Source organism: Shewanella sp. 10N.286.52.C2 (assembly GCF_002874545.1).
Lineage (GTDB): Bacteria > Pseudomonadota > Gammaproteobacteria > Enterobacterales > Shewanellaceae > Shewanella.
This window is the reverse complement of sequence record NZ_MCTV01000001.1, coordinates 51284-73236: the sequence shown is the minus strand read 5'-3', so window position 1 is coordinate 73236 and position 21953 is coordinate 51284. Positions and strand designations below refer to the sequence as shown.

General features: G+C 42.2%; 19 protein-coding genes. 6 read left to right on the top strand and 13 right to left on the bottom strand.

Features of this window, described 5'->3' with window-relative positions; genetic code table 11:
* Positions 1-98: 98 nt before the first annotated feature.
* Both BCU94_RS00305 and BCU94_RS00300 read left to right on the top strand, forming a co-directional pair.
* Entirely contained in the window at positions 99-989 is an 891-nt protein-coding gene (locus BCU94_RS00305; RefSeq protein WP_102475329.1) for a cation diffusion facilitator family transporter, read from the top strand.
* 318 nt (positions 990-1307) lie between these two features.
* Complete coding sequence (locus BCU94_RS00300) at positions 1308-2144, top strand: formate/nitrite transporter family protein (RefSeq protein ID WP_076540465.1); 837 nt, start codon at positions 1308-1310, stop codon at positions 2142-2144.
* Between the two features lie 197 nt (positions 2145-2341).
* Here BCU94_RS00300 and putA read toward each other — a convergent pair whose 3' ends face one another.
* On the bottom strand, positions 2342-5530 hold the full coding sequence (gene putA, locus BCU94_RS00295; RefSeq protein WP_198590835.1) for a bifunctional proline dehydrogenase/L-glutamate gamma-semialdehyde dehydrogenase PutA: 3189 nt from the start codon (positions 5528-5530) through the stop codon (positions 2342-2344).
* Between the two features lie 44 nt (positions 5531-5574).
* On the opposite strand from putA, the gene BCU94_RS00290 reads away from it, so the two are divergent.
* Complete coding sequence (locus BCU94_RS00290; RefSeq protein ID WP_102475327.1) at positions 5575-5814, top strand: hypothetical protein; 240 nt, start codon at positions 5575-5577, stop codon at positions 5812-5814.
* 25 nt (positions 5815-5839) lie between these two features.
* On the opposite strand, the gene BCU94_RS00285 is transcribed toward BCU94_RS00290, so the two are convergent.
* The 3 genes from BCU94_RS00285 to BCU94_RS00275 all read right to left on the bottom strand — a co-directional run bounded on the left by BCU94_RS00285 (position 5840) and on the right by BCU94_RS00275 (position 8652).
* Positions 5840-6400 (bottom strand): TIGR04211 family SH3 domain-containing protein, encoded by a 561-nt coding sequence (locus BCU94_RS00285; protein ID WP_241904939.1) that lies wholly within the window; start codon positions 6398-6400, stop codon positions 5840-5842.
* A gap of 275 nt (positions 6401-6675) precedes the next feature.
* The gene (locus BCU94_RS00280) at positions 6676-7944 is read right to left on the bottom strand and encodes an inorganic phosphate transporter (protein ID WP_102475326.1); all 1269 of its coding nucleotides are present in this window, start codon (positions 7942-7944) and stop codon (positions 6676-6678) included.
* 24 nt (positions 7945-7968) lie between these two features.
* Entirely contained in the window at positions 7969-8652 is a 684-nt protein-coding gene (locus BCU94_RS00275; protein WP_102438563.1) for a TIGR00153 family protein, read from the bottom strand.
* Positions 8653-8876: 224 nt separating this feature from the next.
* On the opposite strand from BCU94_RS00275, the gene BCU94_RS00270 reads away from it, so the two are divergent.
* Complete coding sequence (locus tag BCU94_RS00270; RefSeq protein ID WP_102438561.1) at positions 8877-10358, top strand: CYTH domain-containing protein; 1482 nt, start codon at positions 8877-8879, stop codon at positions 10356-10358.
* A gap of 83 nt (positions 10359-10441) precedes the next feature.
* Here BCU94_RS00270 and BCU94_RS00265 read toward each other — a convergent pair whose 3' ends face one another.
* From BCU94_RS00265 to BCU94_RS00230, 8 genes are all read right to left on the bottom strand, one after another.
* The gene (locus BCU94_RS00265) at positions 10442-11263 is read right to left on the bottom strand and encodes an ion transporter (protein ID WP_102475372.1); all 822 of its coding nucleotides are present in this window, start codon (positions 11261-11263) and stop codon (positions 10442-10444) included.
* Positions 11264-11390: 127 nt separating this feature from the next.
* Positions 11391-11714 (bottom strand): hypothetical protein, encoded by a 324-nt coding sequence (locus BCU94_RS00260; RefSeq protein ID WP_102438559.1) that lies wholly within the window; start codon positions 11712-11714, stop codon positions 11391-11393.
* Positions 11715-11745: 31 nt separating this feature from the next.
* On the bottom strand, positions 11746-12402 hold the full coding sequence (locus BCU94_RS00255) for a hypothetical protein (RefSeq protein WP_102438557.1): 657 nt from the start codon (positions 12400-12402) through the stop codon (positions 11746-11748).
* Positions 12403-12408: 6 nt separating this feature from the next.
* Entirely contained in the window at positions 12409-13098 is a 690-nt protein-coding gene (locus tag BCU94_RS00250) for a PspA/IM30 family protein (RefSeq protein ID WP_076539734.1), read from the bottom strand.
* Between the two features lie 11 nt (positions 13099-13109).
* Positions 13110-13523 (bottom strand): DUF2170 family protein, encoded by a 414-nt coding sequence (locus BCU94_RS00245; protein ID WP_076539733.1) that lies wholly within the window; start codon positions 13521-13523, stop codon positions 13110-13112.
* A gap of 81 nt (positions 13524-13604) precedes the next feature.
* Positions 13605-15380, bottom strand: coding sequence for a polyamine aminopropyltransferase (locus BCU94_RS00240; RefSeq protein WP_102438555.1), 1776 nt, complete (start codon positions 15378-15380; stop codon positions 13605-13607).
* Positions 15381-15384: 4 nt separating this feature from the next.
* The gene (locus BCU94_RS00235; RefSeq protein ID WP_102438553.1) at positions 15385-16284 is read right to left on the bottom strand and encodes a DUF350 domain-containing protein; all 900 of its coding nucleotides are present in this window, start codon (positions 16282-16284) and stop codon (positions 15385-15387) included.
* 9 nt (positions 16285-16293) lie between these two features.
* The gene (locus tag BCU94_RS00230; protein WP_102438551.1) at positions 16294-17265 is read right to left on the bottom strand and encodes a hypothetical protein; all 972 of its coding nucleotides are present in this window, start codon (positions 17263-17265) and stop codon (positions 16294-16296) included.
* Positions 17266-17514: 249 nt separating this feature from the next.
* On the opposite strand from BCU94_RS00230, the gene glnE reads away from it, so the two are divergent.
* On the top strand, positions 17515-20370 hold the full coding sequence (glnE, locus tag BCU94_RS00225) for a bifunctional [glutamate--ammonia ligase]-adenylyl-L-tyrosine phosphorylase/[glutamate--ammonia-ligase] adenylyltransferase (RefSeq protein WP_102475325.1): 2856 nt from the start codon (positions 17515-17517) through the stop codon (positions 20368-20370).
* 289 nt (positions 20371-20659) lie between these two features.
* Positions 20660-20938, top strand: coding sequence for a DUF3081 family protein (locus tag BCU94_RS00220; RefSeq protein WP_102475324.1), 279 nt, complete (start codon positions 20660-20662; stop codon positions 20936-20938).
* A 176-nt stretch (positions 20939-21114) separates the two neighbouring features.
* Here BCU94_RS00220 and BCU94_RS00215 read toward each other — a convergent pair whose 3' ends face one another.
* Positions 21115-21735: a response regulator transcription factor gene (locus tag BCU94_RS00215; RefSeq protein WP_102475323.1), complete on the bottom strand. Its 621-nt coding sequence runs from the start codon at positions 21733-21735 to the stop codon at positions 21115-21117.
* Positions 21736-21953 lie beyond the last annotated feature (218 nt).

Genomic DNA, 21953 nt, shown 5'->3' with positions numbered 1-21953 from the left:
TCACAGACGTTGAGTTTGTCATTGCTGATTTAATACAGAATGCCAAACTGTACTCAATTACCTATACGGGTAAATGATTAATTTTATGAGGAATTCATATGTGTGTGCCATCTCAAGCAATAGAGCAAAAAGTGTTGATACTGTCTTCAGTATTTGCGCTGATGTTTGCTGTAGGCGGCTTGGCGGTTGGGCTGATATTGGGTTCCTTAGTCATAGCCTTTGATGGTTTATACTCGTTAATTAGTTTGCTGTTAACTATTTTGTCACTGCTCGCCGCTAAGCTTATCCATTCCCCGAAAGATAAGCGTTTTCCCAATGGTAAGGCGATGTTTGAACCTATTGTTATTGCGATCAAAGGTGTGGTGATTATGTGCCTAGTGATTTATTCACTGTTCGGCGCAATCGATAGTTTAATACAAGGTGTCAAGCCGTTAGACATTGGTGTAGCGAGTGTTTTTGGGCTGGTAAATACCCTTGGTTGTGGTTTTGCTTGGTGGAAAATAACCCAAATGAGCCGCGAGTCGCACTCAGGGTTAATTGAAGCAGAAACTAAGCAGTGGCAGATGGATACTTTGCTCAGCATGGCTATTACGCTGGGGTTTGTTATCGCATGGGGCTTAACGCAAACTTCGCTGGCTCAATATGCAGGTTATGCCGATCCACTCATGATGATATTAATTTCAGCTTACTTTTTGAAAGTTCCTTTTTCTATGGTGAGTCAAGCGGTCAAAGAGTTATTGCAAATGGCACCACAACAAGAACTGATTGCAGAAGTATCCAAAGGCATGAAAGAAGTTGATAGCCAAGAAACCCTGCATTTAGGCAGTGTCGTCAAAGTGGGAAATGAGCTTAGAATTGATATCAATGTCGTACCTAGTGAAGAGTCAATTATAAAGACCGGTGGTATCAAAGTATTTCAGCAAAATCTCAAGCAAAAGTTATCAGCGCTGCCATACAAGTTAGAGCTTAAAATGAATATTGCCATTTAACCATTTAGTCATCAAGCTATTGCTAGTCACTACAATAACCATATTCGATTATTGGTACCATTTGAGTCTTAACGAAGACTCACTTATCCGCCGCAACAACCACTAACTTGCTCATTACGCTTCATTTAGCGAGACAAACTTGATGCTAAATACGGCCTTTCAATAATGGCTTTTTGCGCTATCTAGGTGCAGCTTGCACTACTTACAACCATTTTTTAAAAATCTAATTAGATTAGGGTGTTGATTTATAAGCATTTATCAACCTTGGTATGAAGTTGGCTTATTAGCAGTCAACTACATAACTATAGGGAATGCACTATGTCATATATCGAGCCAAAGGAGTTTGCTACCAAGATGGTAGATGCTGGGGAGCAAAAAATCTTCATGTCGACACGAGATACATTAGTTAGGGCATTTATGGCTGGCGCGATACTGGGACTTGCCGCTTTTTTTGCCATTACCGTTATCGTGAAAACAGGTAGCTTGTTAGTCGGATCATTATTATTCCCGGTTGGGTTTATTATGTTGTATCTGATGAAGTTTGATTTGCTGACAGGTGTATTTACCTTGGTGCCTTTAGCTGTCCTTAACAAGCGACCGGGATGTACCTGGGAGCAACTTTTTAGGAATTGGGGGTTAGTGTTTGTGGGGAATTTTGCCGGCGCGTTAACCGTGGCATTTTTTGCATCCTATATCCTGACTTATGGTTACAACACTGACGGTGGAGTATTAGCGGCTAAAGTGAGCTCAATTGGTGAGTCACGTACGTTAGGGTATCAAGAGCATGGCGTGGCAGGCTGGTTTACTATTTTTATTCGCGGCATGTTGTGTAACTGGATGGTGTCTATGGGAGTGGTAGGCGCTATGATCTCAACCTCAGTGAGCGGCAAAATGGCTGCAATGTGGATGCCTGTGATGCTGTTCTTCTTTATGGGTTTTGAGCATTCAATCGTTAATATGTTCCTATTTCCATTTTCAATGATCATGGGCGGTGACTTTACTGTTAGCGACTACCTATTGTGGAATGAAATCCCAACGGCATTAGGTAATTTAGTCGGCGGCTTTTTACTCGTGGGCTTACCTTTGTACTTAACCCATGTTAAGACAAGCCCTGAGCGTAAAACTGCTGCTGAAAAAGAAAGCTTAGCTTTATAAGCAGTGCTAAGGCCTATCCTTGTCTCGATTGGGCTTTGTTATGGCGATTCAAGTGATACCTGCTTACTTAATGGTAAGCCGTTGATGGTTTTATCGGTAAATACTATTAGCTTGAACACTATTAACCTAAATAAAATAGCTTGAACAAAAAATGCCCGCAGCTGCGGGCATTTTTATGGTTTCAAACCTGCTAATTATTAGTCTTCAGCATCACCAAGGGACAATAACGTCGCGTTACCGCCAATGGCAGTAATATTGTTGGTGCGGGTTTTTTCAGTAATAAAACGAGTAAGGTAGTGTGGTCCGCCTGCTTTGGGGCCAGTACCTGATAAACCTTGACCGCCAAAAGGCTGTACACCCACTACTGCGCCAATTTGGTTACGATTAATATAGACGTTACCCACATCAACCTTGTCTGCAAGATTTAACGCATGGCCTTCATTGCGGCTATGAATTCCTAAAGTAAGACCAAAGCCGGTGCTGTTTATCTCGTCAATAACCGCGGCTAAATTAGCGGCTTTATAACGAATAACGTGCAAAATTGGCCCGAAATGTTCTTTCTCAAGCACTTTAATTGAATCAATTTCTACCGCTGTTGGCGACACAAAGTGGCCATTTTCAGTGCCTGCGGGTAAGTTGATTTTCTTAATTAACTTACCAACTTGCGAGATATGATCAATATGGGCATTTAGGTTCGCTTTTGCAGTGGCATCAATCACAGGGCCAACGTCAGTTTGAACAAAGATTGGGTTACCAATACTGAGTTCTTCCATTGCGCCTTGCATTACATCTAACACGCGATCGGCAATATCTTCTTGTAAGAACAGCACTCGCAATGCCGAGCAGCGCTGGCCTGCACTGGTAAACGACGATGAAACCACATCTGCAACCACTTGTTCTGCTTGTGAGGTCGAGTCAACTATCATCGCATTTTGACCGCCAGTTTCAGCGATGAGCGGAATGATAGCACCTTCACGATTAGCTAATGTGCGGTTAATCAATTTAGCAGTGCCGGTTGAACCAGTAAAGCACACACCGCCAATACGTTCATCAGCGGTGATCGCTGCGCCAACAGTAGCGCCAGTGCCTGGTAAGAACTGCAGTACATCGACAGGAATGCCTGCTTCATGAGCTAATTGCACAGCGCGGTAGCCCACTAATGAAGTTTGCTCAGCGGGTTTGGCAATCACGGTATTACCAGCAGCTAGCGCCGCAGTAACTTGGCCCAAGAAAATCGCTAATGGGAAGTTCCAAGGGCTAATACAAACAAAGATGCCGCGGCCTTGAATGAATAGTTCATTTAATTCACCCGTCGGCCCAGGAAGCAAAGTTGGCGCCGCCATCATTTTCTTGGCTTGAATAGCATAGTAGCGACAAAAATCTACTGCTTCACGGACTTCATCAATGCCATCTTGTAAGCTTTTACCTGCTTCACGAGTACAAAGGGCAATCAGCTCTTCGCGGTTCTCTTCAAGTAAGTCAGCCAGTTTTTGCAGTGCAGATGCACGCTGCTCAACGGGGGTATGACTCCAACGATGAAAAGCGCCATGGGCAGAACTTAATGCAGCTTCAATTGCCTGATTATTGGCAAAAGCTACTTGTCCCACCGTTTTAGTGGTGTCAAATGGGCTGAGTACATTTTTGGTTTCGCCGCTTAAGGTCTCGCCATTGACTAATGGCCCAGCAGTCCATTGGGTATCGTTAAATTGGTCAACGCCGGCAAAAAATGGCGCAGACTCAGAAATGATGTTCATGTTTAATCCTTTAGAGTTTTTACGTTCTATACCAAAAATATCTTCCGGCAGAACAATTTTGTTATTAGCTAAAGTTTTATAAGCTTTTAAAGTGGTTAATGGATGCACCACTAAGCTTTCGATAGGGGTTTTCGGGTCCACTAATTTGTGAACAAACGAGGTGTTAGCGCCGTTTTCTAATAGGCGCCTTACCAGATAAGGCAGTAGATCTTTATGGGCACCAATAGGCGCGTAGATACGCACGGATTTTGCGCCACTTTCAGCCAGCATAGTGTCGTAGAGCTCTTCACCCATGCCATGTAGGCGCTGGAACTCATAGTGACGATTCGCGCCCATCGCACTGATACTGGCAACTGTTTGGGCATTATGGGTGGCAAATTGCGGGTATATGGCGCCTGTAGTGGCGTCAGAGAGTAAATAACGAGCACAGGCTAAATATGATACGTCCGTGCCGGCTTTGCGAGTGTAAAGTGGGTAGCCACCGTCGCCAGCTTGCTGAGCCCATTTTAACTCACTGTCCCAATAAGCGCCTTTTACTAGTCTCACTGGAATTTCATCGCCTTGCTCGCGGGATAACTTAGTTAACCAACATAATACCGGCAGGGCACGTTTTGAGTAGGCTTGAACCACAATCCCCAGTAAGCCCCAACCTTGAGTTTCGTTGGCGTTATATAGCTTCTGGAATAACTTGAGTGATAATTCAAGGCGATCCATTTCTTCGGCATCGATTGAAATACCGATGTTGAGCTCGCGCGCTTGCACGATGAGTTTAATGACAGTGTCATATAATTCACTGAGTACACGTGATTCATTGGCGACTTCATAGCGTGGATGCAGCGCCGATAATTTGATTGAGATTGTGGGGCGAGGAGCGCTTGATAGATCGTATTCTTGTGCGCCTAATTCAGCAATCGCATGGCTATATTCAGTGTAATACTTATGTGCATCTTTAGCGGTTAACGCGGCTTCACCGAGCATATCATAGCTGTGGGTGTAACCTTGCTGGCGCTTAGCAACACTGTTTTTAAGGGCCTCTTTAACCGTTTGTCCCAACACAAACTGTTTACCCATAATCTTCATCGCGGCATTCATTGCTTGACGAATAACAGGCTCACCAACACGATTAACTAAACGGTTTAGCAAGTTACTAGGTTTGCCGTCGATGTTTTTATCTAACTTAACGATTTTACCTGTGAGCATTAAGCCCCAAGTGGATGCGTTAACTAACACTGAATCACTTTTACTTAAGTGCGCATCCCACTTAGCGCCAGAGAGCTTATCTTCGATTAAGGCATCTGCAGTAGCGGCATCAGGGATACGCAATAATGCTTCAGCAAGACACATCAAGATAATGCCTTCTTGAGTTTCTAAGCTGTATTGCTGCAAGAAAGCATCAATGCCAATCATTAGGCCTTTCTTTTCAAATTGGCGCACTTTCAAGACCAGTTGATGGGCTTTATCAGTGATTTGCTTAATTTCAGTATCAGACGATGGCACTAATTTAATAAGCTCAGATAAATACAGTTCTTCATCAACGATGTAATTATTAGTTATGGCTGAGAATAGCTCATCTAAGCTAGCATTATTGTAATGACCGTTTAGGACTTCACTGGCATTGAACATAATTTTCATTCCGTCTTGAGCTGTTTACTAACTTTGTAAACAAGATGTTTATTATGATGTTTTTTATTTTGTATACAATGTACGAAATCGAGGCGAGTATACGATTAAAATGTGATGTTGAGCAAGATTTAGTGTCAGTTGTGATGATGAAATATAGCCTAGGTGTTTTTTATACCTCTTGCAGGCAAAATAACGACTTTTTTGAGGGGGTAAATGTTGTGCTTTTGTTGCCAGCGCAAGCTCAAAAAGCAGAAACAAAAAAGCCAATGCAATGGCATTGGCTTTTCAGGTAAGATAAGTCGCGTAATTGAGCTAGGACTACATCCAGCGGCTGTTCTTCTTACGTTGTGGTCTTGGTAGATAGACTAGGAAAATACCGATTAAGGCGCCTAATCCAGCAATTAATGCGCCTTGTTGCCACATTCTTGATTGAGCATTATCTTGAATCGCATTCAATTCTTTAATCGCATGGTCGCGCTGTTGAGATGCGCTAGCAAGCTCTGATTCTAGAGATAAAATCTGTTGGTTAGCTGCTGTTAGCTGTTGGGTTACAGACTCAGAGCTTTGATCTAGCTGCGCTAAAGTTTGCTTGGCTTTAGCGAGTTCTGCTTCAACAATTGGCAAACGGTTTCTAAGGCCGGTGCCTTTTTTAACTAACTCAGAAATCACCCAACCTTCACGGTTTTTATGATCACGAATTTTACTGTAATCGTTTTGGCTTTCGTTTAATAAGGTAACTGATTGGCCTGCTTCGATGGTGCCTAAAATACGGTATTGAGTCCCTGGACCACTATGCATGTAAATATCGACATCATCGGTAATGAAATGCGTCGCTTGTTGCGCCATTAAGCCATTTGAGAGCAGTAGTAATACTACCATTGTGAACATTCTTAACACGTTATTTTTCCATACCATTAGAACTACCCGTCATGCTATTTATTTAGCGACTTGATTGCAAGGAAGAACGCAAAAGTCTTATTCAAATAAGCGATATTACTGATTAATCTAATGGGATTATGCGTAAAACGTTATGCTTTGGCTAAATGAAGCGAATAATTAGCCCGCTGATTAACGAAAGTTTGCTATTTGAAACAAAAAAGCCGGACATTAATATGACCGGCTTTTGCGTGGTTAGCTTAATAACTGACGAGTTATTAGCTAAATATCCCTTTGATGGTGAAGAAGAACAGGATAGATAATGCCGCACCCGCAGGTAAGGTAACAACCCAAGAAACAACGATGTTACGTACTACACCGATATTAATTGCGGCAATACCACGAGCCATACCCACACCTAATACCGCACCAACTAGTGTTTGAGTTGTCGAGATAGGTAAACCGGTACCTGATGCAATAACAACTGTTGATGCTGCAGCAAGTTCAGCAGCAAAACCACGGCTTGGGGTTAAGTGAGTGATGTTTTTACCAATGGTTTGCATTACACGCTTACCAAAGATAGCTAGACCCATCACAATACCAACCGCACCTAATGGTAAAATCCACCAAGCTAAAGCCGCTTTAGAGCCAATTTCACCGCCGCTGTTAACAACTGAAACTACAGCTGCTAATGGGCCAATGGCGTTAGCAACGTCATTTGAACCGTGAGCAAATGCCATACAACAAGCGGTAACTACCATTAAGATAGCAAATACTTTTTCTACATTTGCATATTCAGTTTGGCGATTAACTTCTCTGCTCATGTTTAAGCGGCCGATCATAATCTTACCAAAGATACCAATAACAACGGCAACAATAGCGGCTAAGCCATAGGCTTCAGCAGTTGAGAAGTGCAATCCAACATGCTTCAAACCTTTAGTAATAGTCACAAGTGACATCACAAAGCCTGCAAAAGCCATGTAGAAAGGTACATAACGCTTAGCGTTGGCTAACGGATCATCAGTGTTAAAAATGAGTTTTTGAACACTTTGGAAGATCATAAAGGCGATGAAACCGGATATCGCAGGAGTCACAACCCAAGAGCCGACAATGCCAACAACCTTGCCCCATTCAACAGAATCTACGCTAACACCTACTGCAGCAAAGCCAACAATAGCGCCAATAATAGAGTGAGTCGTAGATACAGGCCAACCTAGCGCTGAGGCTAGGATCAGCCAAATACCTGCAGCAAGTAGAGAACCTATCATGCCGTAAACCAGTAATTCAGGTGAATCGACGAAATAACTCGCGTCAATAATCCCTTTACGAATTGTGCTGGTCACTTCGCCACCCGCAAGGTATGCACCTGCGAATTCGAAGATCATTGCAATGATAATAGCTTGTTTAATAGTGATAGCATTAGAACCCACAGAGGTTCCCATAGCATTAGCGACATCGTTTGCGCCAATACCCCATGCCATCAAAAATCCAAATACAGCCGCAATACCAATAAGCATTGGGCCATTGGTGACTAATACATCAACCATGTTGTTTCCTTGATAACCTTTTAGTTATGAACTGCGAGCTAACATTAGCTCTAGGCGAGAGCCTACACGCTCGGCTAAATCTGCCAAGCCTCCAACCCATTCGATAATCTTGTACATAAACATGACATCGATAGGATTCAAATCTGCTTCCAAGCTTAGTAGTAAGCGACGTACTTGGATTTGCAAATCATCTGAATCAGCTTCAATACGATCTAATTCATTGATCATTTTGGCGACTAATTCGACTTCACGTCCTCTAAAACCTGTTTCGAGAAGGTCATCGAGTTCGTTAATTGCTTGCTTAGCAAGAGAGACAGCATCTAAACAACGTTTGAGGTAAGCTTTAAACGGTGCTTGCACTTGTTGAGGGAAAACTAATTGGCGACCAATAATACGGCCGGAGATGTCTTTTGCCTTGTTAGCGATTTTGTCTTGTTGAGTTAATAACTCAAGCAAGTCAGTACGCTCTACTGGCATAAACAACCCACTAGGAAGGGTAAGGCGGATCTCACGCTTTAGCGTATCTGCCTCATTTTCAAGTAAGCTTATTTGCTTACGGACTTTGACCGCTTCATCCCAGTCACCTGAGGTCGTTGCGTCAAAGAATGGTACAAGTAGTACTGCACATTCATGAACTTTGTCGATATGCTGTTCTAAGGGCTTAAGGGGTGATTTTGCAAACACTCCTAAAATAGAGTTTACTGGCATTGCGGTTAACCTATTTAATGATTCCAATTTTGGAAAAGCGGGCGCATGTTACCTTAAGCGTCCACATAATGAAACTGTGTTTTTAATTTAATCTACAGTTGATATTAGTCAGTATATAGAACTGAGTAACGCTATCCTAAGGGATTTTTATTACACTAATGTGACATTATGAACTAATTATGACGCATTAATGAAGATTTAATGACAAGGTGAAAAAGAAGTCAATGGACTCTGAGATAGAACTTAAGCTGTTTATACAGCCACAATACCATGATTTATTGGTAAAATTACTGAATGAATTGGACGGCGCTACCCCTCAAGAAACTTGTCAGTTATCAAACAAATACTTTGATACACCTCAATTACAATTAAGACAACATTTGATGGGGCTTAGGGTACGCCAAACTGAAAAGTATACCGAGCAAACCATTAAAACTGCGGGCAAAGTTATTGGCGGTATTCACTCTCGGCCCGAATATAATGTGGCTATTGAGCAAGATTTCCCCGAACTGGCATTATTTCCTGACACCATTTGGCCGCAAGAAATGCTGGTTAGTGAGCTGCAAGCTGAAATCAGCTGTATTTTTGAAACTAATTTTTGCCGCCAATCATGGCATGTTTATATTGGCGATAGTTTAGTTGAGATTGCATTTGATACCGGTAATGTCCTGGCTAACGGCAAAGCCGATCCCATTTGTGAAGTGGAGTTTGAACTGTTAGCTGGTGACACGTCAGCGCTATTGCAGTTGGCTATTGACGTTGCTCGTCATGTTCCGGTGAGATTAGGTAAAGCGAGTAAAGCCCAGCGCGGCTATTTACTTTCAGGTCACTCACAAGCGCAATCATTAAAGAGCATCGATTATATTCGCTTACCCAGCGATAAAAGTTTATCAAAAACCTTGGAAGTATTATTAGAGTCGGGCATCGAACGCTGGCAGATCATTGAATCAATCTTGCTTGATAGTGATGAAATTTCTCAGCAAGCACAATTATGGATGCAACTGCGGGCTTGTATTCGATTGTTGCGACTGACTCTAAGCCAATTTGGATTATTGAATTCACAAGTGCTCAGTTACTTCGACACGTTAGAGCAACAACTACAATTTATTGAGCCGCTGCAAAGCCTCAGTTTAATTATTGATGAGCGTCAAAACTTATTCGGTAAATCCATTAATAAAGCGCCGCTAAAGGCATTAGCTAAAGCCAGTGCGGCTAAGCTTGTTGCTGATAATAATCTCGAGGCTTTTTGGCTTAAACCTGAATACGGTCAATTACAGCTTGAATTAGTGGATTTATTATTAAAAACTGCCAATGGTTCCCACCGCTTAGTGGATTATCCTGAATTGGGTGTGTTTGCTAATCGTTTACAACAAGATTCATGGCAGCGGATTGTAGATGTAATGCCAATGAGCGCGGCAATGGATAGCCTTGATTATCAAAAAGTGGCCCATTGCTTAGATGAAAGTATCTTGGTGGGGTTTGCTTATGGTGAATTGTATCAAGCAGAAGACCGCGAAGCATTCAGAGCGCCTTGGCAAGATTTAGCCTTAGGTATTCAAACCTTAGGTTGTTATCAATTGTTGGCTAAACTGACTGCAGAGACCGACGTGGATATTGGCCGTTGGCTTGAAGATAAAGAGGCTAGTTTGCTGTTTGCCATGGAGCATTCTCGTAAAAGTGCCTTAAAAAACCAGCCATACTGGTAAGCTAAACATTTAAACATAAGGCCTATCAGTTGATAGGCCTTATTTTTTTATAGATGAAATACTCCGAATGTGGTGAGTGCTGGTTAATTCTTGTCTATAAGCTGCTGTTTTAAAATGGCTATTTCATCAAGCATTTGACGCTGGTTTTTTTCCATTTGTTGCTGGTTTTGCTCCATACGCTCCAATGCTTGCTCTAATGCAGATTTGATATCCTGTTTATTAGTTTCTTCACGCTCTTCACGTTCATTGCTGTCTGGCGCGACAAAAACCGATGCCATGTAACCAGAAATCACCCCAAAAAAACTCACGCCACTAATAATTACAATCGCGCCAATGATATGGCCAATTGTGCTAACTGGATAAAAATCACCATAACCCACGGTTGATATGGTCACTAATGCCCACCAAATGGCTTGCTCGGCAGTTTGAATGTTGGCGCCTTCAACCCCAGTTTCAACTAATAAAATTAGCACGGAAGCTGCGCCCAAAATAAACACCATTGCCACTAATAACCCGGCTAAGGTGGTTTGTTTGCTTTGTCTTAATAGCGGAATGATTAGTGTGCGTGTGGCACGAATTAATCTGATCACCCGTAATATTTGGAAAACACGGGCGATACGCAGTGCTTCAATTGCAGGGATGCTGGCAACAAAATCAATCCAGTGATGTTTTAAATAAAACTTCTTACTTGGGGCTTTAAAAAGTTCATAAAAAAAGCGCGACATAAACAAGAGGCAGATACTGGTATCAGTAAACAATAATACCCGTCTGGTTTCAGGATCTATTTTGCTGAAAGTCAGCATAATCACAATAAAGACTGAAAAAAGCGATAACACCATCATCGCCAGTTCGAAAGGGCTGGGACCATTTAAGGTTTTTAATGACCAGCGTTTTTTATCTATCATCGATACAAATCCGTTTTGCAAAAGCAGTGCAGTGATGCTACCAATCATGGGGTATGGCGTAAACCTTAATTGCAGCCAAAAAAAACACGCCTTAAACAAGGCGTGTTTTTTAAAATCCAAACATCAGCTATTCGTCTACAAATTGCACTAAATCATCTAAAACGCGCTTTTTAATTTCAAGTTGTGCATCTGAATTTAACCCGTATCGCTGGGCTAGTAAGACGTAATCATCTTGGCTTAACGATACGGTTAATCTGGGCCTTTTTGGGCGCTTAGTGACGCTTAAACCAAGTATTGAGCGAATTTGATCTGAAGGGCTGACCCCTGCATCAAGGGCGGCTTTTCGGATCTGGTACTGAAACTTTTCATCTAAATCAAACGCGACTTGGGTTGCCTTGGCCGCTTGCTGATTTTTTATCCAGGTTTCTGGTAACGATTTACCTTTACTCATGGTTGGTTTAACTCCCTAAAACCGCTTTAACTTAGCTTGCCGGCCAAAACTCGCGAATATCCGTTAATGGACGATATAGCGTCAACATGACTTCAGTATCGCCACCTTCATAAACTTCGACATCCACAGCGTGGCTTTCATCGCTATCAACTAATGAGTAGCTTTCAAAGCCATCGCCTCGTTGTTGATTACTATCATCTTGAGGTGGCTTTTGACCACGGTAATCTTGACGATGGAAATAACCAAAAGTGGCAAATTCAACTTGATGATAAGCATCACTTAACCAGCGTGCGTATTCACTGTCTAATTCATTTGAAAGCGGTAGTGTTTTGAGCTCAGCATTACCGGGCTCTTCAAATAACTGTGAGAATTCATCGAGATCAAAAATTTGCTCAACGATAGAGCGATTTACTTTGACAGAGAAACTTAAGTAAGCTTCATCTTCTTCAATGTAAGACATGAAAATAGCGGTGCCACTGTGACCGCGAAGTAACCACTCACATTGTTGTGAACGTTCATATTCATAAGTATGAATCGCTTCAACTTTAAGTTGCTGCCCACGTAGTTGCTCAGGTAAGGCAAAACTATCATCAAGGGAGATCATATCTCCCTTGAGTAGCTTGTTCACATGGTCAAGCTGACGTTTAGGGGCTTCTTTCTTGCCAAATAGGCCACGCAGAAATCCCATAGTCAATTAACCTTTTTTCGCTTTAAGACGCTCTAAAACAGCATTAGCACTAGACTTTTGCTCACCAATTCCTGCTTCTGCTAGCTTAGCGTGTAAAGACTTGTCGCTATTCTCTTCAGCTAAGGTTTCTGATGCTTGTAGGCGATCATCAAACTGTTGCTGGCGAGCTTTAATACGCTCTAGTGAATCTTTTGCATTCATTAACTTTGAGTTACTTGATGCAAATGAATCAGTAATAGTCGCGGTGGCTTTTTGTACGCTTTCAGTGGTTTTAACCATGCTTAGCTGACGTTGATAATCAGTTAATTGACGCTCGGTTTTCTTCACTAATTCTTTTAAGCGTAAAGCATGTGCAGAATAGCTGCTGTTCGCTGTTTCGTGTTCTGCTAGCTCTTGATCTAACTGAGCGATTTTTTCAGCAACTTCAATAGCTAACGCTTCGTTATCTTTTTCAAGTGCTTGAGTTGCATAACCTTCGTGCTCAGTGATGCTGCGTTTCAGGCGATCGATTTCACGGCTTGCTTGCATTTCTTTCGCCATAACGTCAGTTAACTCACGTTTTGCTTTAGTTAAATGCTTTTCTGCGTCACGAATTTCTTGTTCAAAAATACGAGTAGAGTTTGCATCAACAATAGTTTGGCCGACTTCATTTGCGCCGCCACGAAATGCCGTTAAAATTTTATTTAAAATGCCCATGATATGGCTCCTTACTTCAAAAATTCGACAAGTTCGTCGATGACTTCTAAACAGTTATCAGACAATACTGATAATTCCTGCTCAATCTCTTCCATGCTTGAGGTGACTGATAACGCCCCGTAAACCACATATTTATCATCAATTTTTGCAAAAGATGACAAAGGCATTGGAATGTTTAGTTCAAGCATAGTTTCAAACATTTGGGTACGAGTTTCAGTTTTTACTTCGCTCTCATCCCATAAATAACTGATACATAAGATTTGATTGTCAGTTACCGATACAAATACCGGTAATTCTTCACGGCCAGCAACGTTGACTTGTAATACTTCAACATCACCATCAATTGGAAAACAATCAAACTTCAAACCGGTATGGCTAAGGTCGCCAAGTTCTGTCAAATGGTTAGCAATCTTATGGATATTCATATTCGTCCTTATTGACATATTATGTCTTAGGTTTCAAAGATAGCACTTAGACATATTATGTCAAGACTATTTTTGAGTTGGTTAAAAAAGATTCATCCCTTGGTTGTCAGACCAAGATGCTAAGTGGTAATGGTATAGCTGTAATGAGCCAATTCTATTCACTTTGATAGTGTCAGCATCATTATAAAATGTGCCAGGAAACTCAAATGCGCCATGTATAAGCCCAGGAGTCAGCCATTGCTCATTAATGGGCAACGTCTCGTTATGGGCTAGACGTTGCTTGGCATTTTGTCCTGATAAGGTGGCGATAGACCAGCCCCATTCACCAAAGCTTGGCACGTTATGATGGTATTGCTCGACCGAAAACCCTGCCGATTCAATGGTTTTTCCTACAGAAATAAAGGCATTTTGGGCATGATAAGGCGAAGTCGATTGTACCGTCATTGCCCCATCAGCGCTCAATAGCTCGACCAGTTTTCGATAAAATAAATCAGAATAAAGCTTATTTAAATCAGGGTGACTCGGATCTGGCAAATCCACAATAATGGCATCAAATTTTTGATTGTCAGCAATCAGTTTATCAATGCCATTAAAGGCGTCATCATAAATAAGCTTAACGCGAGGATCATTTAGTGCATCGCCATTAAGGGCTAACATGGCATTGCTAACACGCTCTGGCATGTTCTCATGGGGCTCTCTAAACAAGTCGACGAGCTGTTCATCTAAATCCATTAAGGTGACCGATTTTGGATCCCATTTGAAAACTTGCTTAAGCCCTAAGCCATCTCCGCCGCCAATAATTAGCACATTATCCTGCCTTGCACTGGCTGCAAGTGTCGGGTGAACTAAAAAGCTGTGGTAGATGTGCTCATCAATACTGGAGAACTGTAATCGACCATTAATGTATAGCGAATACACTGGCGCTTGACCTTTGCCTCGCAGCCGCTCGGTAAAGGTTAACTGCTGAAAACGGGTAGCTTCTGAATACACCACTTTGTCTTTATATAGCAGGTTATTGAAGTTTTGCTCCCAACTGGGGCCGTGCAGTGCCAGTAGCACTAATACTCCTGTGGCGATAAAATGTCCTGCGAGGATCAGTTTAGCCCAGCGGATTTGCTGCCAAAAGCGCCAAATAAACACAAAGCCAGCTAACAAGTTAACACTGGCGGTGAGCGCTGCTGCGAGCTGAATATCTAACGACAGCATGAACAGTACCCAAATAGCCGCGCCAGCACCCGCACCGACATAATCAGCGCCATAAATGGTGCCGGCATTGTGCAGCAAGTGCTCTTCAGATAAGGATTGACGTACGCGGGCAATCAGCGGGATCTCCATGCCGATCATCAAACCTAGAATAACCCCCCAGATATAGGGTAAATATTCACTAAGATTTTGTAATACGCCAATAAAACCGCCGTCAGGTAAATGATCTGGTGGCAGGCCTAAGGTGTTGGCAATAATTAACGGTAATTGCTGGCCAAATCCAATCACGGCGGCGGTAATTAAAATCGCTAATGATCCACAAAATGCCACAATAAGTTCAAGCATCGCAAAGCCGGTGAAGGCACAGCGAATTTTACGAGCGGCAAAGGCGCCAATGCCCATAGACACAATCATAATGCCTATCATGGTGTAAATAGCAGCTTCTAAGGCGCCGAGAATGCGGCCTGCATAGTGGGAAAGTAGGTATTCGTAAATAAGACCACAGCCTGCCAGTAAGGCCATAATGCCCAACAATAGGGCATCATCAAACCAAGCAAGGCTGCGTTTATTCGCTGGAGGCAAGGTGCCTGTTTGAGAAGGGCTATTTTGCTTGTCGCAGCCCTCCTGGCTCTGTTCAAGCAAAGTATTATTCATCTATTTATGCCATTAACGCCGCTAAAATGAGTGCAACAGCAACACTAATTGCTAGTTCAACTGCAGCCACACCGACGTTGTGTTGTTTCTCAACTTCGTCAGTTAGGTTGATTTGAGCTAAAACTAGCTTTTTAACCACAGCAAGTAATAGCGACAACACTACCAGCATGATTATCGAGAAGGTTAACCAGCCGACGATATTCATTAAGTAAGCAGTTGGATCATAGATAATAAAGTGACTGGCCGCTTTAAAGGTAAATGCCATGGCAATCATGTAACCACTGTGACGAATCGCAACGGCTATTTGGCCTTGCTCTAGTGCTTTTTGCATCGAGGCATCTTGATTACGTTTAGCGTATTGGTGCTCACGAAAGCGAGTTAATAACACTAACATTAATTGCGAGATTAAGAAGGCGGTAAAGATAGCAATGAAAGTATCTAAGGTAATATCTTCTGCCCACATTAATACCGATCGAATGATAATTGCTGTGGCAACAGCAGCGGCGGCATCAACGATGGCAACCGACATATTACCATTGATAATTTGGCTGTTTTTATCGATTTCATTTAAGGCAATTTTGTCGTGTAGTACTCGACCAAACTTGATTAAAAGTAAGCCAAATAAGCCGTAAGCTGTCATGCCAATGGCTTCAACAATATACGAATCAGCAGCTTCACCTGTAATCGCCCCTGAAAGTACAATCCCTAATGCCAGAACGGCACCCGCAGTACTAACCCCAAAAGCAAAGTTATCACGCTCTGCGAGTTCAGCGCGGCTGTTTACTCTCACGCTCCAGCCTTGTAAGTAGCGCATTAGCGCCAGTAAGATCACCGCGATGGTCAGATCAATCGCTAAAATTATCGCTAAATCTAGGGTGAGTCCGAAGTCATTTAAAAATGTCATGGTTAGTCCTTATTTGCCTCGGCGTACACCGCGTGTGGTGCGGCTAGTTGAATTACGGAAACTGCTGTCTTTGGAATAATTTGAACGGAACTTACTTGTGCTACGTGCTGTTTTGGTTCCGGCAGTACTGGCTTTAGGTGTTGCAGTACTTTGTCTTGATAAGCTGGTTGAGCCTGTACGTGATTTCGCATACGGGCTATTAAATTGCTTACCTTGAGAATTAAAGGTTTTCTTGGTGTTCTCAAATGTACGATTTTGCGCGCTCGCCTGTTTAGGAGACGTATAACGGTAGCGACCGACATCATTGTAGTAGCTGTAACCACGATTGTTTGACCAGCGGTCATAGCGTACAGGATTCATGATGTTAGAGAACATCGAATACATGCCATACCAGGCCCAAAATGACATGCCGCTTGAATTAGTTTGCCAGCTACCATAAGCGGGGTTACCCACTAGCTGGCTTCCTGCACCAAAATCTTCGCTACCGTTGGCCATTGCTTCGGCTTCACGGCTGATGGCGTTAACCCTTGCCAGCTGTCCACCTGATAAATCAGCCACCACATTAACGGGATCGGAAAGCATGTCATTAAACAAACTTGAATCAGCTGCTTGATAAATATTTTGCGCTTCTTCGAGCTGCTGATCTAAATCAACGAAGTTGGCAGAATCGGCCAGTTCACTGGTTCTGCGTTTTAGTGATTGGTACATAGGGCCACTTGAGGTCGCATCACGCGCCAGTTCATCAAGTAGCGGCACCAGATCAGGCTTACTGTTTTTAAGTAAGCTGGTATATTGTGTCAGTAAGGTGGCATTACGAAGCTCACCTGCGTTTAGCATTGAATCGAGTTGAGTCAATCGCTGCTGTGACAGCTGCTGATATTGCGTAATTTTTTCAGGTCTGTCATCACCACAACCTGATAATGTTATGCACAAGATCAGCGCTGAAAATACTGCAAGGACACGAGGAAGCATGCCAGCCATGTGTTCTCCAAATAGTATAAAATACATATATAAATATAGTATCAAGTCGCATAATTATATGCTTAAAACTGACTAAATATTTACATGGTTCGGTATTACTGTTGTAAAGGATATAGTAGTCTTAATCGAAGGTACAATATCGACTAGCTATTTATGCGATCGTTGATTTTATTGTATAACACACCTTGACATAATATGTCGAATTGAAATGTGTAAGTCTTAGTAATTTGCCAAAGGGATCGGATAAACATGCACAACCAAAGTAACAACGTCTTGTCTGCAGAGCTTAATGAAATTGCAGCACGTTACTGGTTAAGGCTTTGTGAAACATGGCCTGAAATCACTGAAAAACTAACCCTGTCACAACAAGCTGAATTAAAGTTAGTGTTAGGTTTGAGTGATTATATTGCCGAGCAATTGTGCCGTAATCCCCAGTGGATTGAATTGCTATTCGATGGTCAGTTAACTCAGCTCGATAGACAGTCTTTTACTGGTGAATTACAAACTAATTTAGCCTCATCAAGCTCAGAAGAGCAGGTTAAAAAACAGCTACGTCAATTTCGAAACTTCCAAATGGTACGTATCGCTTGGCGAGACTTTTTAAATTATTGCGATGTTGAAGAATCACTACTGGATTTATCTAGCTTAGCCGAAGTGCTGGTAATTGGTGCTCGCGATTGGCTCTACACCGATATGTGTCAGCAAATCGGCACCCCAACAGATGAAGAGGGCAATCCACAGCCGTTACTTATTCTCGGTATGGGTAAGCTTGGTGGTCGAGAACTGAACTTTTCCTCTGATATCGATTTGATTTTTACCTTTCCTGAACATGGTGAAACCATCGGTGGTCGCCGCGCTCAAGCTAACCAGCATTTTTTTATCAAAATGGGTCAACGACTGATCAGTCTATTAGATCAAATTACTGTTGATGGCTTTGTGTTTCGGGTCGACATGCGTCTGCGCCCATACGGTGAAAGTGGCCCGTTAGTGGTCAGTTTCAGTGGTCTTGAAGATTACTATCAAGAGCAAGGTCGTGATTGGGAACGTTACGCCATGGTTAAGGCACGAGTACTCGGGCCTTGGACGCAATATAGTGATGACTTACATGACTTATTAAGGCCTTTTATTTATCGTCGCTATATCGATTTTTCAGCCATTGATTCGCTACGAAAAATGAAACGACTTATTGCACAAGAAGTTAGACGCAGACAGCTCACAGGCAATATAAAACTGGGAGCCGGCGGGATCCGCGAAGTTGAATTCGTGGTGCAAAGTTTTCAGCTCATACGTGGCGGACGAGAACCTGCACTGCGACAACAAAGTTTGTTTGGCGCAATTGATACCTTATATAAGCTAGGTCAGTTAGAGTACTTGGCCGTTGATGAGCTAAAACACAGCTACATTTTACTGCGCCGAGTTGAAAACCTACTTCAAGCTCTTGATGATAAGCAAACCCAAACATTGCCCGATAATGCCACAGATTGGCAGCGACTATGCTATGCCATGGGCGAGAGCGATGAGCAGAGCTTGCGGGAAAAAATTGCCAATGCCATGGGCAACATTCATCGCCACTTTAAAGATACTGTCGGTGGCGAAGATGAACAGGACTCAAGCGAGCATTGGACTTGCCAGTTATGGCAAATTCATGATCAGGAAAATGCCTTAGCGTTACTTGAAGAGCATGATGTTGAAGATGATAGTTTATGGCCAAGCTTAGATGACTGGCGCAGCAATGTATTAAAACGCTCAATAGGCCCCAGGGGACGTGAAACTCTTGAAAAATTAATGCCTAAATTGTTGGATGAATTATTAGAGCAACCAGTCCCGAGCGTGGCATTAAAAGCGGTATCAGGGGTGTTAGATAAAATTTTAACCCGTACCACTTATCTTGAATTATTGTGTGAGAACCCCGGCGCCCGTCAGCAGCTCATTAGCCTTTGTTGTGCTAGCCCCTGGATTGCCGAAGAGTTAGCGAATTTTCCGATGTTACTGGATGAACTCATCGATCCGGCTCAGCTTTACGATACCACCCCGCTGGATGACTACCCAAGTGAGTTAAGGCAGTACCTATTGCGCGTTCCAGAAGATGACATGGAACAACAGATGGAAGCGTTGCGCCAGTTTAAGCTGTCACAACAGTTAAAAATTGCCGCCGCTGATATTACTGGCGTGCTACCTGTGATGGAGGTGAGCGATCACTTAAGCTACCTTGCAGAAGCCATCATTGAGCAAGTGGTATTACAAGCCTGGCATCAAATTTCCTCAAGGCACGGCATACCTGCAGGTACAAGCTCTGAGAAAATGGGCTTTGCTATTATTGGTTATGGAAAATTAGGTGGCATTGAGCTGGGATATGGCTCTGACTTAGATCTGGTTTTTTTACATAACCATCAAGGCGCAGGCGCTACAGATGGTAAAAGACCGATTGATAATGGCCATTTTTATTTAAAACTTGCACAGCGCATTGTGCATTTATTTGCTACCCGAACCACTTCTGGAGAGTTATATGAAGTGGATATGCGCTTAAGACCTTCTGGCGCTTCAGGCTTATTGGTTAGCGAGATTGAACAGTATCGCGAATACCAGCGAGATGAGGCCTGGACATGGGAGCATCAAGCTTTGGTGCGCTCACGTTTTGTTTATGGCGATCATCGCTTAGCGGCACGTTTTAGTGAAATTCGCACAGAGGTGCTATCGCATCAGCGCCAGCTTCCTGAACTTGCGAAACAAGTTCGCGATATGCGCATTAAAATGCGCCAGCATTTATTGAAAGCATCAAACGGTAAGTTCGATTTAAAACAGAGTGCGGGTGGCATTGCCGATATTGAGTTTATGGCCCAGTATTTAGTGTTAGCCTACGCTAACAAAAATAAAGAGTTGTCCATATGGTCTGATAATGTGCGCATTTTTCAGCTATTAGCCGAGCTTGAGATTTTACCTGTGATGACTGCTCAATACCTGACTCAAACCTACTGTTGGCTACGGGATGAAAGTCATCGCCTGACTCTTCAGCGCGCTAAAGGCGAAATCGATGCAGATAAAGCCAATAACAAGGTCAGCGAAATTATTAATATTTATCAGCACATTTTAGGTGAAGAGCTATAACGTCTTGTCTAAAACCGTAGATTTTTGGTTTTGTTAGGATAACGGTGCGGGAAAATAGTGACCTGCACCGTTTTATATAAATTAAAAGCGGTGCAGCACGGCATTCACACACTGATTCAATTTGATACACCATCTTCATATAAAATTTGTCTTTCTCAGGACTAACTCACAGTCTTGTTACTGCATTATTTTACACTGATTGTTTTGAGCCACCTTAAGCGCGCATTCGTATTGATTGCTTTGTCTATTAGGTGTTTAGTGAACAGGTTTTCTTTGTAAGGATGTAGTGATGAAAAATGCCATTGATATATATGAAGCGCTAAAAGTATTTAATAAGATAACCGACATGGGGCAAAAGCTGGCCGCTGCAGATGGCGACAACTCTAGCTATGAACTATGTGGCTTAAATGCGCAAACAGGCTTTGATGGCTACACAATTATTCTTAGTGACGGCCGAACCTCTTTAACGATTTATTTCCATAATAAATATCAATTTGATTACCCAGATAATGCTGCGTTTGATAATTTTATGACGCGTTTTGCTGAGGTGATGAAGTACTCAGTATAAACAGCACTATGTCATCAAAAAAATTTTGCGCTTTAGTTGCGCTTTGCTGCACGCTAAAGCTTACCTAAGTGCAATTAATGTTATTTTCTGTAGTTAATTCTCAAAGCTGTTAACTCGCACCATTTAACAGCTAGCGTTACAAATTAGCAGTGAGCTAATTATATACATTTAAATTTTTAAACTTGTGCAAAGGTGTAAGAAAGCTGCCCACGGCTAGATATTTTTGTTTTTTTGAACATATTCTGAATATGCATTTTTACTGTATTAATCGATATGCCTAAATTGGCAGCGATTTCATCATTGGTTAAGCCTTGGCATATCAGGGTTAATACCTGCTGCTCTTTCTTGGTCGTTAATGACAGTAATTCATTCTGGCGTTGGGTATTGGGTTGTCGTTTCTTTGATTGAATATAACGTGACATGGCATCGTGGCTGAAATAAAGCTTATTAGCATTAATGCTTTTAAGGGCTTCAATAATGTCAACTTCAGTTGCGGCCAATGGGAGTGCGCCATGGAATCCATTAGAGATAAGTAAAGTTTCACACTCAGTATCTAGTTGAGGGCAAAAAACTAAATGCTTACCTGTTGTAAGAATATCAGCTGAAATTAAATAGGCGTGTTTATGAGGGGCTTCTAAATAGTGAATAAGAAATTTTGGCCTTTTATCGGCAGCTTTACAGGCAAAGTTTAGTGAGTCATAGAAGGCGGTTTCAATATTGAGTAATCCTGAGATTTTAGATACTTGCAGGGCCTGTGGTCCTGGAAGTTGTTTAAAAATCACATCTGAAAAAATCATTTCGGCTACATCCCTGTTATTTGGGCTACTATTGAAAATCCGTTCAATAGCAAATTTATATATTAAAGACAGGCTCTTTTACTAATAGCCGATACATTAAACTATTAAGTTTTACTTTTAAAGCGAAAAGCTCGGAATTGACCTGCAATTTATGTAAAAGAAATGTTATTTGTTGTTTTAATAAAGTTAGTTTAGTATATGTCGAAAATTAATAATAA